The sequence below is a fragment of the Streptomyces tendae genome (genome assembly GCF_008632955.1).
In the GTDB taxonomy this organism is placed as follows: domain Bacteria; phylum Actinomycetota; class Actinomycetes; order Streptomycetales; family Streptomycetaceae; genus Streptomyces.
Map to the genome: position 1 here is coordinate 3,920,135 of NZ_CP043959.1, position 16,627 is coordinate 3,936,761.

Sequence of the window (16,627 nt, forward strand, 5' to 3'; positions counted from 1 at the left end):
CGCCGTCCACGCGCGGCGGGCGCGGTGGCCTGCCGTCCGCCGTTCGCCGCGAAGGGCAGGGCCGCCTGTGCGAAGCTGGTCACATCCTTGAGACCGGGCCCGCCGGAACCGCGCCGTGCGCCTGGCGGCGGCCTGCACCGGACGGATGCCGACGGGCGCGTGGCGGGCCTGGCCGGGCCGGAGGGAGGCCGACCATGCCTTCTCGTCAGTCCGTCCTCGTCACCGGCGCCGGCGGTGTGGGCCGCGCGGTGATCGAACACCTTCGCGCTGACGGCGTACCGGTACGCGTTCTGGTCCGTCGCGACGACGAGCGGGCGGCGGGACTCCGCCGGCTCGGCGCGGAGGTGGTCCTCGGTGACCTCACCCGACCCGATACCGTCGCCGCCGGCCTGTGGGACATCGACCGCATGTACTTCGCCATGCCGGTCTCCCGTGACCACCTGCTGGCCGCGACCGTCGTGGCGAGCGTGGCGCGGGAGTACGGCGAGCTGGACGTCCTGGTCGGCATGTCCCAGATGACGGTGTCGCAGATGACCGCCACCAGCACCGACGAGTCCCACCAGCAGCGCCTGCACTGGCTGGCCGAGCGGGTGCTCGACTGGTCCGGTCTGCCCGTGGTGCACGTCCGGCCCACGTCGTTCCTGGACAATCCGCTGTTCACGACGCTCGCCGCCCGGTCGATCATGGCGGACGGCACGCTCGCCCTGCCCTTCGGGAGCGGACGCACGTCGCCCGTCGCGGTCGCCGACGTCGCCCGGGTCGTGGCCGGCCTGCTGGCCGACCGGCGGGGCCACCTGGACCACGTCTACGAGCTGACCGGCCCGCGCGCGATGGACATGACGGAGATGGCCGGAGAGTACTCCCGGGCGCTCGGCCGGTCCGTCGTCTACACGGACGTGCCCCTGGAGCGGTGGCGGGAGGAGGTTCTCTCCCGGGCGGGACTGCCCCCGCACATCGAGGACCACATCGTCACCATGTGCCGGCTGCACCGCGAGAACCGTTACGACCGGGTCACCGACGACGTCGAGCGGGTGACGGGCGTACCGGCCCAGGCCGTCGAGGAGTTCGTGGCCGCCCGCCGGGACCAGTACCTCGCTCCTGAGCCCGCCGACCGCCTCGGCTGAGCGATCCGTCCCGTCAGCCACCTCGGTGGACGTCACCCAATTCGTCACTTGTTTGAAAGGTGGCGAGCCTGCCGCAACCTCGTCACCAGTTCAATCGGTGACGCACTCGGCGTCCCGGTCACCTCTCTCGAAGTGGATGCAGCACCGCATGAAGCTGAAGCCGGAACTTGTCGTCCTGCCCTGCGACGGTGCGAACCGCGCGGCGAGGTGGACGTATCGGGCGGTGACTCATTTCCCTCGTCGATGAAGGCGACCCGGAGGGGGCGTCCGGTCGCGCTCCTCACCCACCAGGGCAAGTGCCAGGCCCGCATCGCCGGCGCCGTCATAGCGGCCCGGGCGGCGGCACGGCCCGTTGACGACGCGCCCTGGGGCACCCACGTCGGTACGGCCGACACGGCGGCCGTGCCCCAGGTGGTCTTCGGCGTGCCCGAGGTCGCCGCGGTCGGCCTCACCACCATGGAGGCCGAACGCACCGGCCGCCGGGTCGACGTCTCGACCACGACATGACGGGCTTTGCCGGAGCGCACCAGTACGGCGAGGGCTACCGCGGCCGGGCCCGGATGCTGGTGGACCCGGACCGCGGCACCGTCGTGGGCGTCACGTTCGCCGGACCCGGCGTGGCCGAACTCGTCCACTCGGCGACCTTCGCGGTCGCCGGGGAGATCCCGGTCGAACGGCTCTGGCACGCCGTACCCGCCTTCCCCACCCTCGGGGAGGTGTGGCTGCGTCTGCTGGAGACCTACCGGGGACCGTGACGCGGCGGGGTGCCGGGGGAGGGGCTCCCGCCCCCGATGCCCTGGCGGTCGCCGGTGCGGGCCAGCGAGCGGCGGAAGGCGTCGGGGAACTCCCGCTCCACGGCGGCGTCGAGCAGCGTGAGCTGGCGGCGCACCGCCGGACGCCGCTCCGCCGGGACACCCGGCAGCAGGCCCTCCAGCAGGGCCCGCAGACGCCGGCACACCTGCAGCGAGCCGACGCCGTACTCGCGCACCTCCGTCACGCCGAGCTCGAGGTACTCCTCCCAGCTCCGGCCGGGTACGACGGCCCGCGGGGCGCCGTCGGCGTCGCCGAGCACGTGCCTGCCCCTCAGCTCGGACCGGCCCACCTCGTGCAGGAACGCGTCGATGTGATTGAGGACCTGGACGGCGGTGGTCGGGTCGTTCACCGCCGAGGACAGGGCCCGGACGGCGATGTCGACCAGCACGCGCAGCGCGAAGGCGGGGTCCTGCTCGACGGTCCGCTCGGCGCCCAGCGCCACCAGCCCGGCCAGCCGGCGCGGCTCGGGCGGGGTGCGGGGCGCCCCGTGGACCTCGATCAGCACGGCCCCCGGAGGCACGAAGTCACCCACGCGGTGCGCCACCACCAGCACGCAGTCGTGGCGCGCGGCGGCCCTCATCAACCCACCCACGTCCATCCCCTGGAGGGCCCCGCCGTCTGCGGAGCGGACGACCTCGGCCGGTGTGCCGTGTCCCGGGTGGGCCGCCTCGTCGAGCAGGGTGCACCGCCCCTGGGCCTGCAGCGAGGTGCCCAGCACCCGCAGGCCGGTGCGGCGCACCCGGTCGGCGATGGCCACGGGACGCAGGTCGTGCACGAACCGGTTGAGGTAGACCAGCAGCATCACCAGACTGACCGCGACGGCCAGGCCGGCCAGGGTGACGCCGAGATCGGGCACCGTGCCGGGGCCGATCCGGCGCAGCAGCGTGAACGCGAAGGCGAAGGTGCCCGCGAACAGGGACAGCACGGCCTTCTGCAGCCGGTTCCGGTACCACAGGCGCATGTAGCGCGGGGACAGCGTGCCGGTGGCCTGCTGGACGACCAGCACACCGATCGTGACGACGAATCCGAGCAGGGCGACCATGGCACCGACGATGGCGGTCAGCACGCCCGTCGCCGTGGTGGCCGTGTACCGCCAGCCGGTCGGGATCCCCACCATGTCGTCCAGGGCCAGCGCGCCCTCGCCGAGAAGGGCCCCCAGGGCCAGTCCCAGCACCGGCAGGATCCACAGGCTCGTCCTGACGTACTGCCCCAGCTGGAACCGGAACGACCAGGTAGGCATGGGCAGCCTCCGCAGTGCCCGGGAACGGGCCGTCGCCCCTCACGCTACCGCCGGGGAACGGCCGACGCAGAGCGTCATCGTCACCTGTTTGACAGGTGACGCTGGCGGAACGCATACTCGTCATGATCTGACCGGTCACACGGCAGCCCTCGGACAAGGAGCAGGCGCATGGACCAGGTACGCGAACCCGGGGACGAGGCGGATGCGCAGCGCCGCACGCGCTTCTCGCACCTGCCCGACAGAATCCGGATCGAGGACACCGTCGAGGAGCGGCCCGTCGCGCCCCACGGCTCGGCGGACGCCGCGGTCACCCCGGACTGGTGGCTCATACGCATGGGCGGCGTCTGAGTCATGCCCCACCACGGGAGGTGCGACGCGCCGCGGGACGATTGCGCGTCCCGGAGCCTTCACGGTGCACCTTTTCCGGAGCCGGACGGGATTCCGCCGGACGATTACGTCCGATTTGGCGGGATCCACGGGGATGTCCGACCATTGCTCCGGCCCGGCGATCCCGGGCGCCAGTTCGAAGAGAGGCGCACCACCCCATGCACGTCACCGGAACCGTCCCCCCACCGGCTCCGGCCCCGCAGGCCACCACCGACGGCCCCGCCCACTCCGGCGACACCCCTGACGGCACGGGACGGCGCACCCGCCGGTTCGGCCTGCCCGTCGCCACCGCCCTGGTCATGGGCAACATCATCGGCGGCGGCATCTTCCTGCTCCCGGCCTCCATCGCCCCCTACGGCACCATCAGCCTCGTCGCCTTCGGCGTGCTGACCGTCGGCGCCATCGCCCTGGCCCTGGTCTTCGGCCGGCTCGCCGAACGGGACCCCAGGACCGGCGGCCCGTACGTCTACGCCCGCGAGGCGTTCGGCGACTTCGCCGGCTTCCTCGCCGCCTGGGCGTACTGGATCACCACCTGGGTGTCCAACGCGGCCCTCGCCGTCGCCGCCGTCGGCTACCTCGACGTGCTGATCCCGGTGAACGAGCACCGCTGGACCGCCTGTCTCGCCGCCCTCGTCCTTCAGTGGCTGCCCGCCCTCGCCAACATCGCCGGCACCCGCTACGTCGGCGCCGTGCAGGTGGTCTCCACCGTGCTCAAGCTGGTGCCCCTGCTGCTCGTCGCCGTCGGCGGCCTGTTCGCCTTCGACGCGGACAACCTCGGCCCCTTCCGCGCCGGCGGGGAGAGCGCGACGGGCGCGATCTCCGCCGCGGCCGCCATCCTCCTTTTCTCCTACCTCGGCGTGGAGTCCGCCGCCGTCAGCGCCGGCGAGGTGCGCGACCCCCGGCGGACCGTGGGACGCGCCACCGTGATCGGCACCGCCGGAGCGGCGGTCGTCTACCTGCTGGGCACGCTCGCCGTCTTCGGCACGGTCGCCCACAACCGGCTGGTCGACTCCACCGCGCCGTTCTCGGACGCCGTCAACGCCATGTTCGGCGGGGCCTGGGGCGGCTGGGCGGTGGCGCTCGCCGCGCTCGTGTCGATGACCGGCTGCCTCAACGGCTGGACCCTGATGAGCGCGCAGACCTCGTACGCCGCGGCCAAGGACGGACTCTTCCCCGCCGCCCTCGCCCGCAAGCGGCGCGGGGTGCCGACGGTCGGCGTCGGTGTCACCGTGCTCCTCGCCTCCCTGCTCACCGTGTGGAACTACGCCTCCGGCACGGCCCGGATCTTCGAGACGCTGGTCCTGGTCACCACCTTCACCGCGACCGTGCCCTACCTGCTCGCCACCGCCGCGCAGCTGTTCCACCTCGTCTCCGGGCACCGGGAGCGGGTCGACCGGGGCCGCCTGGTCCGCGACGCGGTGGTCGCGTCCGTCGCCGCAGCGTTCTCGCTGTGGCTGGTCGCAGGCGCCGGCTACCAGGCCGTCTACCAGGGGGTGCTCTTCCTGTTCGCCGGCGTGCTGATCTACGCGGTCATGGCGGCGCGCAAGCAGCGGGCGGAGGCCCGTACGGCCGAGGGGTGACCGGTCGGCCGGGCGGTGAACTGCGGGCTGTGGACACCGGGCCGCCGCCCGCGGATCACCGCCCGCCGCCCGCCGCCCGTCGCCGGGTCGGGCAAATGGGGCAGCTTCCGGGACAGGGCGTTGCCTCCGGGTGATCCGGCAGTTGATCCAGAACACGGCACACGTGAGGCGGCCGGGGTTTCCGGCCGCCTCACGTGTGCCGTGTCCCCCTGTCCCGCCCCTCCCACCGGAGGCCGCAGCGATGCGCGAACCCGCCCAGCCGTCCCCCCGCCCGGCCGACCCACCGACAACGGGACGGCAACCCCCCGAACCGCGCCTGCTCAGCGGCGTCTACGGGCTGGTCCTGGCCAGCGCCCTGGCGGCCGCTCTGGACTCCCCGGACGAGCAGACCACCGCCGGTTCGGACGCCCTGTGGGTCCTGCTCACCGCCCTTGCCGCCGCGGCCGCGCACGGCTACGCACACGTCCTTTCCCACCGCATGACCGCGGAGCCCGGGGGACTGACGGCGGGACTGCGCGCCATGATCGCGGAGTGGCCGGTCGTCGCCGCGGCGCTCCCCACGGTGATCCTGCTGCTGTTCGCGGTGCCGGACTGGTGGTCGGAGGCCGACGCGGTGGATGTCGCGCTGGTGCTCAACACCCTGATCCTCGCCGGGTGGGGCGTCTGGACCGCCCGCCACGCGGGCCGACGGTGGCCGGCGTCGCTGCGGGCCGGACTCGGCGACATGGTCATCGGCCTGGTGATCATCGGCGCCAACGCCGTGATCAAGTAGCGACGGCCCTGGGGCGGGCGGCCGTCGCGACCGGCCGCGGCGTCAGCGGCGCGGGGCGGGCGGGGTGTCAGCGGCGCGGGGCGGGCGGGGTGGGCTCCGACAGTACGGCGAACCGCGTGGGCCCGACGGCCAGGACTCCGTCGTCGAGCGGGGTGCACCGGACCCCGCCCTTGTCCCTGAGCGCGCGCTGCGCGCCCGGGCCGACGGTGACGTTCATCCAGGCACACGGCCGCGCGGGCCGGTTCACGGAGAACCGCACCGGCCCCGGCCCGCAGTCCAGACTGATCGTCGCGCCCACGTACGCGTCGATGTCGACGCCGCGGAGCAGGACGTTCCGCCGGGTCTGCCGTAGGTCGACGGCGGGGTCGATGTCCGTGGGCAGGTTCTCCGCGGACATGATCGTCACGGAGGCGTCGCGGTGGGCGGGCTGCGCGTAGTAGCGGTCGCCCACCAGCCCCAGCCTCGCCCGCACCTCGGCGCGCGGACACGCTCGTCGTCGGGCCGGGCGCGGGCCCGTCCGAGGGCCGCCCGTCGAGCCGGTGGGAGGGCGACACCAGAAGCTGGACCACCTCGACTTCGATCATGCGCTTCCTCGTCGGCTCCGGCGGACACACCGGCTCCGACCCTACCCGTCTCCCTTCACCTGCGCGGAAGCGGAACCGGAGCCCGCCGGTCCGGCATCCGCCCGCCCCGGGCTCCCCCGACGCGGGCGCCTCCGCGCCGGAGCCGCCGACAGCGTGGGCGACGCCGACCGAGCTGGGTCCCTCCGCCGACTGGTACCGCCCGCCGGGGCGTGGCTGCCCGCCGTTCCCGGAGATCTACGGGGCCGTGCGGGTCGGGGCCGGTGGCAGCGGGGGCGTTAGCGGAGTGGGGGCTGCTCGCCGGGCCGGGACTGCTCGCCGGGGCGAGGGTGCCCGCTGTCCCGGGCATCTACGGAGCCGTCCGGAATGGGGCCGTCGGCAGCGCTGGGTAGGTTCCCCATGCTGGGGCCGCCCGCCGGGCCGGCATCGCCTGCCGGGCCGGGCACCGGCGATCCGGGGTCCGCCGAGCCAGGCCCCCCTGAGCCCGGCGTCGCCATCCCCCTCCCGGACGTCCTCAGCGTCAGCGCCGCCGCGACGCCCGCCAGCGTGCCCCACAGCACCGCGGCGCTCGTCCCGTCGCCGAGCCCGGACGCCGCCTGGAGCAGACCCCGGTAGTTCCACGACCCGTCGACCACCGCCACACGCACCAGATGCCGGGCCAGCAGCCCGAGGACGACCGCACAGACCGCGCCCGCCGCCATCGCCGGGACCGAGACATGGGTGAGCACCCCGGGCAGCCACCGCAGCGCGCACCAGACCACGGCCAGCAGCAGCACGTCTCCGAGCCGGACCAGCAGCCAGTCGCCGAAGGGACCCCGGCCGGACCGGACCACGCGCTCAGCACCAGCCACTGGCGCAGCAGATCGCCCGGTTCGCTGAGGAACCCTGCACCCGTGAACGCCGTCTGGATCCGCGCCGCGTTCTCCTGGTACGACAGCACGACCACCGACACCGCGACCACCGCCGTTCCCACGGTGGCGGCCACGAGCGCGGCCCGTGCCGGTACGTTCCCGCGGGGCTGCGGCTCCGCGTGCTTCAGTGCCAGCCGGGTCACGAACACCGTCCACACCGCCGCGGCCAGCGCCAGCGGCACCAGAACCGTCCGCCCGGAAGAGGAGAGCCCGGCCAGGTGTGGCAGGAAGCGGTAACTGCCGTGTCCCCCAGCGGCGATCAGCCAGGGGACGACACCGTCACCGCCAGGGTGCCCGCCACCAGGCCCCAGGCCCACAACGCCAGCAGGGCCGGCCGGACCCGCCCGCGCTCCGCGGGGATCCGCCGGACGAGCAGCAGGGCCCCGGCCGCGTAGAACACGAACACGGCGACGAAGCGGATCTGCATCGCCGTGTGGTGGAGGCCGAGGTAGTGGGAACCGTCGGACGTCGACACGGCGGACCCGTCCGCGAGAGCGCCGGCGTAGGGGTCGTACGCCCACGGGTACAGCCAGCTCCGCAGGGCGGCGTCCGTCTCGATGCCGAGCACCCCCGCGGCCCCGTCCAACTGCAGGGCGTCGGCGCCGGCCCCGCCCACCACAGCAGCAGCGTCAGCATCAACCCGCCGCCACGGCCGGTATCGCCGCGTACCGGTACTCCATGTGCCGCCCCCCTCCCCGGTTTCACCGTCGACGCCACGAAGTCGTCGTGGCCCGGGGGACGTTACGCGCCTGCGATCACGTGGGGATCACGGTGCCGCTGTGCACGGCTGAGGCGCGGGCGTGGCACCCGACCGGAAACGGAAGCGTGTTCGCGCCGGAAGCGGGAACGAGTGGTCGCACGGACCGCCCGGTCCGCACGTCACAGCTCCACCGCAACATCTCAGGAGGCCTTCATGATGGTCGTCGGTATCGTCGCCGTCTGCGTGGTCATCGCCGTGCTCGCGTTCTTCGTCCCCCGTCTGTCGCGGCACCCTCAGAACGGCACGCAACGCACGCTCGGCTTCGGCTCCCGGGCAGGTTCCAAGGCTCCGGGCCCGCTCGGGCGGCTGCTCAGCAAGCCCTTCAGCTCCAGCTCCCGTGCGGTCGGCCGCAGTGGCTCCGCCGGCCGTCGGGCGCGCGGCAAGATGCCGTTCTGACACGCGCCCGCGTGCCCGTCACGACGTGGCGGCCGGTGTGTCCGTCGCGTACCGGGGACGGCCGGCGGGCCGGTAGACCTGGATCGTCACCCCGCCCGGTGTGGACCGACAGTCGACCAGGTCGAGGGCGCTGTCCGGGCCGTCCTGAGGGAACAGCCGCGTCCCCTGGCCCACGATCACCGGATAGGTGAGCAGGACGAACTCGTCGACCAGACCGTGGGCCGCGAGCCACCGCACCAGCTGCCCGCTGCCGTGCACCTGCAGCTCGCCCTGCCCCCGCTCCTTGAGCTCGCGGACGGCGGTGGTGAGGTCACCGGAGAGGACGGTCGTGCGCGCCCATTGCGGGCGGGTGAGCGTCGAGGAGACGACGTACTTCGGCCGGGCGTGCAGGGGTGCCGCGACCGGGTTGCTCTCCGGGTCGGGCATGACGCCCCAGGAGCCCGCGAAGATCTCGTACGTCCGGCGCCCGAACAGGAACGCGTCGGCGCGCCCGTACACCTCGCCGAGGTGGGCCATCGCCTCCTCGTCGACCAGCGGCAGGGCCCACCCGCCGCGCTCGAAGCCGCCGCTGCGGTCCTCCTCCGAGCCGCCGAGGCCCTGCATGACCCCGTCGACGGAGACGTTGGTGATGGTCGTCAGCTTCATGGTGTCCGCTCCTGGCCGCCGGGGCGGCGTCGTGTGCCGCTTCCGATGAAGGTGTCCGATGAGGGTGACTCGTCCGGCCACGCGAACTCATCGCGGCCGGGCGTGGTCCGTGAACTCCCCGTGCGCTGCCCGCGCGCGCCCGGGCAGCCGGGCGAGCCGAGGGCCGTCGCTGTCCTCCACGGCGCATACTGTCCGTGACGCGCCGGCGCGGACGGGAGACCGCACATGAGCACACCGAGGGTCGACTACCAGGCCTTGTTCTCGGTCATGCCCAGCCCTTACCTGGTGCTGGACCCCGACCTCGTGGTGGTCGAGGTCAACGAGATGTACCTCAGTGTGACCGGCCGTGCCCGCCACGACCTGATCGGTCACCATCTGTTCGACGTCTACCCGGAGAACCCCGACGATCCGGCGGCGGACGGCATCCGCAACCTGAGCGCTTCCTTCCAGCGGGTCCTCGAGACGGGGGAACCGGACTCCCTGGCCGTGCAGCGGTACGACCTCGCGGTGCCCGGCCGCCCCGGCGAGTTCCAGGAACGGTGGTGGTCGCCGGTCAACACACCTGTCCTCGGACCCGACGGCGAGATCGCGTGGATCGTGCACCGCGTCGAGGACATGACCGAGTTCCTGCTGTCCCGCACGGCGCGCGACGCGCCGACGGGCGGGGGCAGGACCCGGGCCGCGGCGGAGGCAGAGCTGTACGCGCGGGCGCGGGAACTCCAGGAGACCAACGAGAAGCTCCGCGCCGCGCACGACTGGGAACGCCGGACCGCCCTGGCCCTGCAGGAGGTCATGCTGCACGCCCCGGACCTGGCCTCCCACCGCGGCATCGCCGTGCGCTACATGCCGGCCACCCGGTCCCTCAACGTGTGCGGCGACTGGTACGACGTGGTGGACCTGGCGGACGACAGCTTCACCGTCGCGGTGGGCGACGTCGTCGGCCACGGCCTGGAGGCGGCCGCCGTCATGGGCATGCTCCGCAGCGCCCTGTCCGCCGCCGTACGCGCCATCCAGGAGCCCGGCGGGGCGATGGATCTCCTCAGCCGCTACGCCCGCACCTTCGAGGGCGCGCTCGCGACGACGGCGGCCAAGGCCGTCGTCGACACCCGCGGGCGGCGCATCACCTACACCTGCGCCGGCCACCCCCCACCGCTCCTGGGAAGCCCGGACGGCACGGTGCTCCTGCTGGACCAGGCCACCGACCCACCGCTCGGCATCCTCACCGAGCGGACCCCGCGCCCCCAGGCCACGGTCGACTACCTGCCGGGCGACACCCTCGTGCTGTACACCGACGGGCTCATCGAACGCCGGGGCGAGGACATCGACGCGGGCCTGCTCCGCCTCACCGACGCGCTCGCCGGCCACGCGCAGCTGGACCCTGAGCCCCTGGCCGACACCCTGCTCACCCGCCTGGGCGTGGCCGACGGAGGCCGCGACGACATCGCCCTGATCGTGGTACGCCTCTGAGCGTCCCTCTCCGTCCTGCCCTTGGAGTTCCCCGTGCCGCGCCCCTCGAGCATCGACGCCCTCGTCTTCGACGTGCCGACCCGGCCGTCCACCGGCCGGCCGTCGACGCCTCGGGGACGCCGCCGCAACGGCTGTTCATGGTCGCCGCCCACGCCTGGGAGACCCGCGCCGAGCGCAGAGGCCAGGTATGCGGTGCGCGTACGTCGCCCGGCCCCTGGGTGGACCCCTTTCTCCAGCCGACGGCTTCGACCTGCACGCCGGCTCACTGGACGCCCTGGCCGACCAACTCGCTGACGGCACGGCCTGCCCCGCGGACGGCAGCGTGGGGCGCCCACGGTGAACCTGGCTCGGGCGCGGCGCCGACCGCCGGCCGCGGGCGGCAGTCGTACCTCGCCCGCGACCGGCGGTGCGTCACTTCACTCGGCCGCCGCCGCCACGCGGTCCTTCGTCGGCTTCCGGCGTGCCACGGGGGTGTCCAGGTGGACGACGACCGTGGTGTAGAAGCGGTGCACGGCGTCGTCGACACTGCGGATGAAGCCGGTCTCGGCGTTGCCGCGTCCGCTTCCCATCCCCTTGAACAGGGAGAGCCGGAAACCGGTGATCTTGGTCGCGCCGTCCTTGGGGAGCAGATCCGCCGGTTCGGGACGCAGCCGCTCCAGGGTGCCGCGCGGACCCGGGCCGGTGCCGTCGACGAGGGTCTCGACATGGAGGTCCGCCGGCGCGTCCGCCAGACGCCGGACGAGCTGCTTGGCCCAGCTCAGCGGGTAGCCCTGTTCGGGGGAGGGGACGTCGATGGCGGTGCGCAACTTGCCGGTGCGCAGGTCCGCGCCGACGGTCAGAACACCGGGGGTGCCGTCGATCCGCAGCTCGGCCTGGAGGCGCCCGTCGAGGCACAGCTGGTCGGCGAGGCGGTCACGGCGTTCCTTCGGGTCCGTTCCGCGCTTGGCCCGCTGGACGGGCAGGACCTTCTGCCCGAGTTCGCCACCCAGCCTGAGGCAGACCTGGCGGATGAGCCGTTCCCAGTTCTCGACGACCTCCAGCGCCCGGCCGTCCCCCTGACAGAGGGTCTCGTCGTCGATGCCGTTGCGCACGGGGACCCAGGAGGGCCCCATGTTCTGGAAGCCGTGGCAGCCGGAGTTCTCGTGCTGGAGGTAGTGCAGCAGTTCCTGCAGCAGCCAGGCGTGCGCGGCGTTGCCCACCCCCTCGTGCCTGATCAACATCTGCGCCTGGTGGGCTACTTCCGCCCAGGACAAGTGCCACAGGGCGACCTTGTGCTTGCGCCGCCTGTCGATCTTGACGTCGACGAGCGGGCTGCCTTCCAGGGCGACGTCGTTCGTCAGCGTGATCACGGCTTCGTAACCGCGGCGCGCGGCGATGTCCATGTACGCCTGCACCTGCTCGGCCTTGAGCGCGTTGCCGTTGGTCTTCGTTTCCACCAGGGCGGTCCACAGCTTCCCGGCCCGCTCCACGCGGATGACGCCGTCCGGGCGGCGCGGACTGTCGCCGTGGGGAAGGGAGACCTCCGTGAACGTCTCCATGCGGCCCGCCGGGGCACCGAAGGCCGCGGTGAGTCGTCGGCTGAACTCCGGCACTTGCGCCATCACCGACAGCAGCACGGAGGTGGCCCGCATCTCACGGTCCCGGTCGCTCTTGAGTACGGACACCGGGAACAGCCTCGCGGCCCTCCAGGAGTCGTTCTCCGCCAGGGTCTTCTTCACCGTCGCGGGAAGGGTGACCTTCTTCTTCGCGGTACGTGGCCGGGCGGCCGGCTTCTTGGCCAGGTCCGCCCAGGCCTCGTCCGCCTGGCGCTTGTCCGCGTGGTCGTCGGGTCGGCGAGGGGCGGGTACGGCATCCATCAGTGCCTGCCCGGCCGGCTCCGCGACAGGCACGGACGTCGTCACGTCGCCCGGCCCGCCCGCGCCGACGCTGTCGCCAACGGCATCGAGCACCGCTTCCGGCTCTTCCCCGGCCTCCGGATCCGCTGCCGCCTCCGCGTGCGCCTGTGCTTCCGTGGCCGCGTCGTCCTCGATGTCCACGCCGAAGTCGGTGGCCAGCCCGGCGAGCCCGGTCGCGTACCCTTGTCCGACGGCGCGGAACTTCCACCCCTCGCCCCGCCGGTACAGTTCGCCGAAGATGACCGCTGTCATCGAGTCGGCGTCATCGACGGCGAACCGCAGCAGACCCTCCCCGGCCGCGTCGGCCAGCGTGATCCTCACGTCCTCCAGCTCACCGAAGCTGGCACCCTCGTACCTGCTCGCTGCGACGACGATCCGCTCGACCTCGCCCGGCACCGCGGTCAGGTCGAAACTGATCCGGTCCTCGCTGCCGTCCGCCGTCGGCGTCTTTCCCAGCAGTTGAACGCTTCCGTCGTCGGCCACCGGATGGTTGTAGAAGTAGAAGTAGAAGTCGCTGTCGCTGCGCACCTTGCCGTTCGCGTCCAGCAGCAGTACCGACACGTCCGCGTCGCCCTCGCCGGTCGGGCTGGCCCAGCCCAGACTGACGATGACCGATCCGACGTCCTCGCTGAGGTCCGCCAGGGCCACATTCGCGCCCTTGACCATTTCCTGCATGAAGCCCCCCACTGCGCACCTCGGGCACATGGAATCAATCCGGCCCATTCATCTCTTGCGCGACACAAGAGCCAGTCGCACAGGGAAGACTGTAATACGCACGCAACACCGGCCGTGGAGATTCCGTGAAGCCCGTTCACTGGCGATTCAGGGGCCGGGGCCCGTCGTCGGAGGGCGGTGGGCGGCTCGTATGCTGCGTCAGTCCTGGGAAACGTGTGATCGGAAAGGGAAAGCGCCCCCATCGTGTTTCAGCCCACCCCTGTCTATGACCGCCTCGTCGCCGAACGCGGCGACATCCCCGTCCAGGTCCGTGGAGAAGCCGACCGGATCCACCGTGACCTGGCCGAGGTTCTGCCCCAGTTGCCCTCCACCCCGCCCGGGTACGACACCGCCGAGGCGTCCACGAGGCCTGCCGCCCCGCAGCGGCACCCGTGATCCGACCCGCAGGTGGACGGCGTGCGGGGCGGCACCGCAGGGCGGCACCACGTCAGTGATGCCTGCCCGGCCTCGCCGGACGCCAACGGAACGTGCGGCGGGGCAGGCCGACCGTCCGCCGACCAAGACCGGCGGCCGGCGGACGGCATGATCGCTCGTGGCCGCGATGCGGTGGCATCATGCGCCCTGCACATGCGGAACGAGGAGGGGACCACGACATGCCCAGCGACCGTCTCATGCGCATCCACAGCGCCGAGTTCCAGGCCATGGCCGAGCGGGTCGTGCGAGTCACCGAGCTGACGTCCCGTCTGAACGTCATGCCGTTCGACGACGAGGAGGGCAAGGCGAGGCTGTTCGAGCAGATTTTGGGCAAGCCGCTGCCGTCTCGGGTCACGATCTATCCGCCCTTCTACACGGACCACGGTCTGAATCTCGACCTCGCCGAACGCGTCTTCATCAACCAGAACTGCACGTTCCTGGACTACGCCGGGATCCGGATCGGGGAGCGCGTGATGATCGGCCCGAAGGTCACGTTCATCACCAGCGGCCACCCGGTCGACCCGGAGGAGCGGCGGCTGTACCTCACCGGCGCGCCCATCGACGTGGCGGAGAACGTGTGGATCGGCGCCGGCGCCACGATCCTCCCCGGCGTCAGCATCGGCCGTGACGCGGTCGTCGCCGCCGGCGCGGTCGTGGCCGAGGACGTCCCGCCGGCCAGCTTGGTGACCGGCGGCAAGGCGACCGTGCACCGCCAGTGGTGACGCCGTCCGGGACTTCGTCCCGCACGGCGCGTGGTCAGGCGGCGGTGTCCGGGCCGGCCTCCCAGGGAGCGTCCAACGGGCGCGGCAGCTCGACCCGTTCCACCGATCGACGCGACGGCATGGTCTCGTCCAGCTCCCAGTGGTGCAGGCACTCCTCACACCGAACGCCGTCCACGAGGATGTCGGTCTCGCCGTTCGGGCAGGCCGTGCCATCTCCCCGGCCCGCGCACATGCGGTCTGCTGTGATGTCCCCCATACGTCCGAGCCTGCGCAACCGCTCCCGGCCCGCGGGAGGAGCCGTGAGGGGCGCACGGACGCGCAGGGGATCGCATACCGCCCCAACCGTCAAACAGCGCCACACAGCACCCGCACGCCGCCGGCAGGGGAGTACGCAGGAACGGCCAATGCCGTGGAACCAGGTCCAACGGCTCATGCCCTGGGACCAGGTCGGTGCACAGGGCCTGGCGCGGACGGGCCGGACGCGTCGCCCGCCAGGTCAGACGGACGCCAGCCAGGCTGCCGTGGCGTCGGGGTGGCTGAAGCGGTGGGTGTCGAGTGGGGCGAAGCGGGGGTCGTGGACACGGCGTTCGATCTCGCGGCGGCGGGGCCCGTGCTGCGACCAGGCCCACCAGGCCGGGTGCTCCCGGCTCAGCCAGCCCGCCACGGTCTCCCGGTTGCCGCCGAACAGGACCTCGCGTGTGACGGTGCGCCGGAACGACCGGCGCAGGACGCGGGGCATGACGACGCGCTTGGGATAGTCCAGCCAGACCACGGTGTCGGCCCGGTCCCACAGCAGGTCACGGACCTCCGGGTAACCGAGGGAGTCGACGATCCAGCGCGGTTCCGCGGTGAGTCGCGACACGTCTTCGCCGAAGCGCTCGTTGACGGCCCACCGGGGCCCGTTGAAGTACAACGCGTCCATCTCGTGGTACGGCAGGCCCAGACGACCGCTCAGGGCCAGGGCGAGCGTGGACTTGCCCGCACCCGTGACACCCACGACCACTATCCGTTCCACGGAGGCACCCTAACCCGGGCCCCGGCCACGACCGCATCGGTGATCAGCGCATCCGACGATCCATGAGGGCCTTGCGGCCCGTCTTCGTACGGACGGCTCGGTAGTGGAGCGATGCCACGTGCGCATACCGCCACGGGAGCGCCTCCGTGAAGCCGTCGACATGGCGGAACTGCTCCCTGGCCGCCCTGTACCGGCCCTGCCGGAACAGGAAGTAGCCCAGCAGGTGCCGCGCTTCCGGAAGCCTCGGGTGATCCGGGTCGGCCAGCGCCACGTCGGCGACTGCCGCGTCGACCAATGCACGCACCTCACGGTCGAGGAAGTCGGCGGCACTCAGCTTGTCGAAGTGGTTCTCGTACCAGGCCATCATCGGCAGCACCGCCAGCAGGCTCCCCGGCGGCGCACCGGCGGCCGCCTTCTCGGCGAACTCGCTTACGAGCTGACGCGAGCCGTGCCATTTCGCGGTCCAGTACCGAAGCGCGCCGCTGTGCGCCTCGAAGTGGTGGGGAGCCAGGTCCGTGACGCGGGACCACAACGCATGCATCTCCTCATGGGAGTAGCCCAGTCCGCGTGCCCTCCAGATCTCCGCGACGAGCGGCGACGGGTCGTCGGGACGGAGCGCCGAAGCCCGCTCGATGTCGTCCCGCGAGGCACGCAACTCCCGGTGGAAGTCCTCGAACTGGCTCCGTGACGTTCTGTGCGCGGGCGCGCCGCCTCGCAGCTTCCACGCGTACGCCACTCCGGCACACCCCGCCACCAGCGCGGCGTCAGGGTTCCCTGGCCTGGCCTCCTCCCACGCCTTCAGCCAGCGGTCGTGCCCTCCGGCGGCGACGTCTCCCAGTCGCTGGGCGTACAGGGTACGGCGCTCCCAGTCCTGACCGGCTTCCTCGAAGAGCCGGGCCGCGGGCTCCCAGCGGCCCCGGGAAGCAGCCTCGCACGCCCGCTGCAGAGAGGCATCGGGGCCGGCGAGGTGCGAGTTCTGCCACCGCAGCGGCAGCAGGCCGTACGCGAGCCAGCACCAGAGCAGCAGCAGACAGGGCAGGACAAGGGGTGTCATGGTTGGGCGAATCCCTCCGGAAGGTGTGCGGTGACGCACACAGTGGGGGGTGCCGGAAGTATGCCTGCCGTACGAGTGGGGGCGACGTGCGGGGTGCCGTTCTCGCTCGGAGCGCC

The 16,627-nt window shown here is 72.6% G+C and carries 15 protein-coding genes and 2 pseudogenes; 9 read left to right on the plus strand and 8 right to left on the minus strand.

The window, feature by feature from the left end:
• Positions 1-194: 194 nt before the first annotated feature.
• The gene (locus tag F3L20_RS17910; RefSeq protein WP_150155228.1) at positions 195-1,124 is read left to right on the plus strand and encodes an NAD(P)H-binding protein; all 930 of its coding nucleotides are present in this window, start codon (positions 195-197) and stop codon (positions 1,122-1,124) included.
• Between the two features lie 273 nt (positions 1,125-1,397).
• Positions 1,398-1,879, plus strand: a pseudogene (locus F3L20_RS17915) (pyridine nucleotide-disulfide oxidoreductase); the annotation flags it as partial.
• Here the strand turns inward: F3L20_RS17915 and F3L20_RS17920 are convergent.
• A complete protein-coding gene (locus tag F3L20_RS17920) occupies positions 1,864-3,177 on the minus strand; it encodes a DUF2254 domain-containing protein (protein ID WP_150155229.1) in 1,314 nt (437 codons plus the stop codon). The pseudogene F3L20_RS17915 and the gene F3L20_RS17920 sit on opposite strands and share 16 nt — an antisense overlap.
• 168 nt (positions 3,178-3,345) lie before the next feature.
• Here F3L20_RS17920 and F3L20_RS17925 point away from each other — a divergent pair, with 168 nt between their 5' ends.
• From F3L20_RS17925 to F3L20_RS17935, 3 genes are all read left to right on the plus strand, one after another.
• The gene (locus F3L20_RS17925; protein ID WP_150155230.1) at positions 3,346-3,525 is read left to right on the plus strand and encodes a hypothetical protein; all 180 of its coding nucleotides are present in this window, start codon (positions 3,346-3,348) and stop codon (positions 3,523-3,525) included.
• Between the two features lie 197 nt (positions 3,526-3,722).
• Entirely contained in the window at positions 3,723-5,144 is a 1,422-nt protein-coding gene (locus tag F3L20_RS17930) for an amino acid permease (protein ID WP_150155231.1), read from the plus strand.
• Positions 5,145-5,385: 241 nt separating this feature from the next.
• Positions 5,386-5,916: a hypothetical protein gene (locus F3L20_RS17935; protein WP_150155232.1), complete on the plus strand. Its 531-nt coding sequence runs from the start codon at positions 5,386-5,388 to the stop codon at positions 5,914-5,916.
• Positions 5,917-5,983: 67 nt separating this feature from the next.
• Here the strand turns inward: F3L20_RS17935 and F3L20_RS17940 are convergent, their stop codons facing one another.
• Together F3L20_RS17940 and F3L20_RS35670 are read right to left on the minus strand one after the other, a co-directional pair.
• Positions 5,984-6,367: a molybdenum cofactor biosysynthesis protein gene (locus tag F3L20_RS17940; RefSeq protein ID WP_240810676.1), complete on the minus strand. Its 384-nt coding sequence runs from the start codon at positions 6,365-6,367 to the stop codon at positions 5,984-5,986.
• A gap of 582 nt (positions 6,368-6,949) precedes the next feature.
• Positions 6,950-8,088: pseudogene (locus F3L20_RS35670) on the minus strand (hypothetical protein); the annotation flags it as partial.
• 233 nt (positions 8,089-8,321) lie between these two features.
• Between F3L20_RS35670 and F3L20_RS17955 the strand changes: the two are divergent.
• Entirely contained in the window at positions 8,322-8,564 is a 243-nt protein-coding gene (locus tag F3L20_RS17955; protein WP_150155233.1) for a DUF6411 family protein, read from the plus strand.
• An 18-nt stretch (positions 8,565-8,582) separates the two neighbouring features.
• Here the strand turns inward: F3L20_RS17955 and F3L20_RS17960 are convergent, their stop codons facing one another.
• Positions 8,583-9,209: a dihydrofolate reductase family protein gene (locus F3L20_RS17960; protein ID WP_150155234.1), complete on the minus strand. Its 627-nt coding sequence runs from the start codon at positions 9,207-9,209 to the stop codon at positions 8,583-8,585.
• A gap of 225 nt (positions 9,210-9,434) precedes the next feature.
• Between F3L20_RS17960 and F3L20_RS17965 the strand changes: the two genes are divergently transcribed.
• Positions 9,435-10,676, plus strand: coding sequence for a PP2C family protein-serine/threonine phosphatase (locus F3L20_RS17965; protein WP_150155235.1), 1,242 nt, complete (start codon positions 9,435-9,437; stop codon positions 10,674-10,676).
• Positions 10,677-11,092: 416 nt separating this feature from the next.
• Here F3L20_RS17965 and F3L20_RS17970 read toward each other — a convergent pair whose 3' ends face one another.
• Complete coding sequence (locus F3L20_RS17970; RefSeq protein ID WP_150155236.1) at positions 11,093-13,246, minus strand: TerD family protein; 2,154 nt, start codon at positions 13,244-13,246, stop codon at positions 11,093-11,095.
• A gap of 243 nt (positions 13,247-13,489) precedes the next feature.
• Between F3L20_RS17970 and F3L20_RS17975 the strand changes: the two genes are divergently transcribed.
• Together F3L20_RS17975 and F3L20_RS17980 are read left to right on the plus strand one after the other, a co-directional pair.
• A complete protein-coding gene (locus F3L20_RS17975) occupies positions 13,490-13,681 on the plus strand; it encodes a hypothetical protein (RefSeq protein ID WP_150155237.1) in 192 nt (63 codons plus the stop codon).
• A 218-nt stretch (positions 13,682-13,899) separates the two neighbouring features.
• The gene (locus F3L20_RS17980) at positions 13,900-14,442 is read left to right on the plus strand and encodes a DapH/DapD/GlmU-related protein (protein WP_167534547.1); all 543 of its coding nucleotides are present in this window, start codon (positions 13,900-13,902) and stop codon (positions 14,440-14,442) included.
• 34 nt (positions 14,443-14,476) lie between these two features.
• Here the strand turns inward: F3L20_RS17980 and F3L20_RS17985 are convergent, their stop codons facing one another.
• The 3 genes from F3L20_RS17985 to F3L20_RS17995 form a co-directional block, all read right to left on the minus strand.
• Complete coding sequence (locus F3L20_RS17985; RefSeq protein ID WP_240810677.1) at positions 14,477-14,698, minus strand: hypothetical protein; 222 nt, start codon at positions 14,696-14,698, stop codon at positions 14,477-14,479.
• Positions 14,699-14,938: 240 nt separating this feature from the next.
• Positions 14,939-15,457, minus strand: coding sequence for an adenylate kinase (locus F3L20_RS17990; RefSeq protein ID WP_150155238.1), 519 nt, complete (start codon positions 15,455-15,457; stop codon positions 14,939-14,941).
• Positions 15,458-15,500: 43 nt separating this feature from the next.
• A complete protein-coding gene (locus tag F3L20_RS17995; RefSeq protein ID WP_150155239.1) occupies positions 15,501-16,511 on the minus strand; it encodes a hypothetical protein in 1,011 nt (336 codons plus the stop codon).
• Between the last annotated feature and the right edge of the window lie 116 nt (positions 16,512-16,627).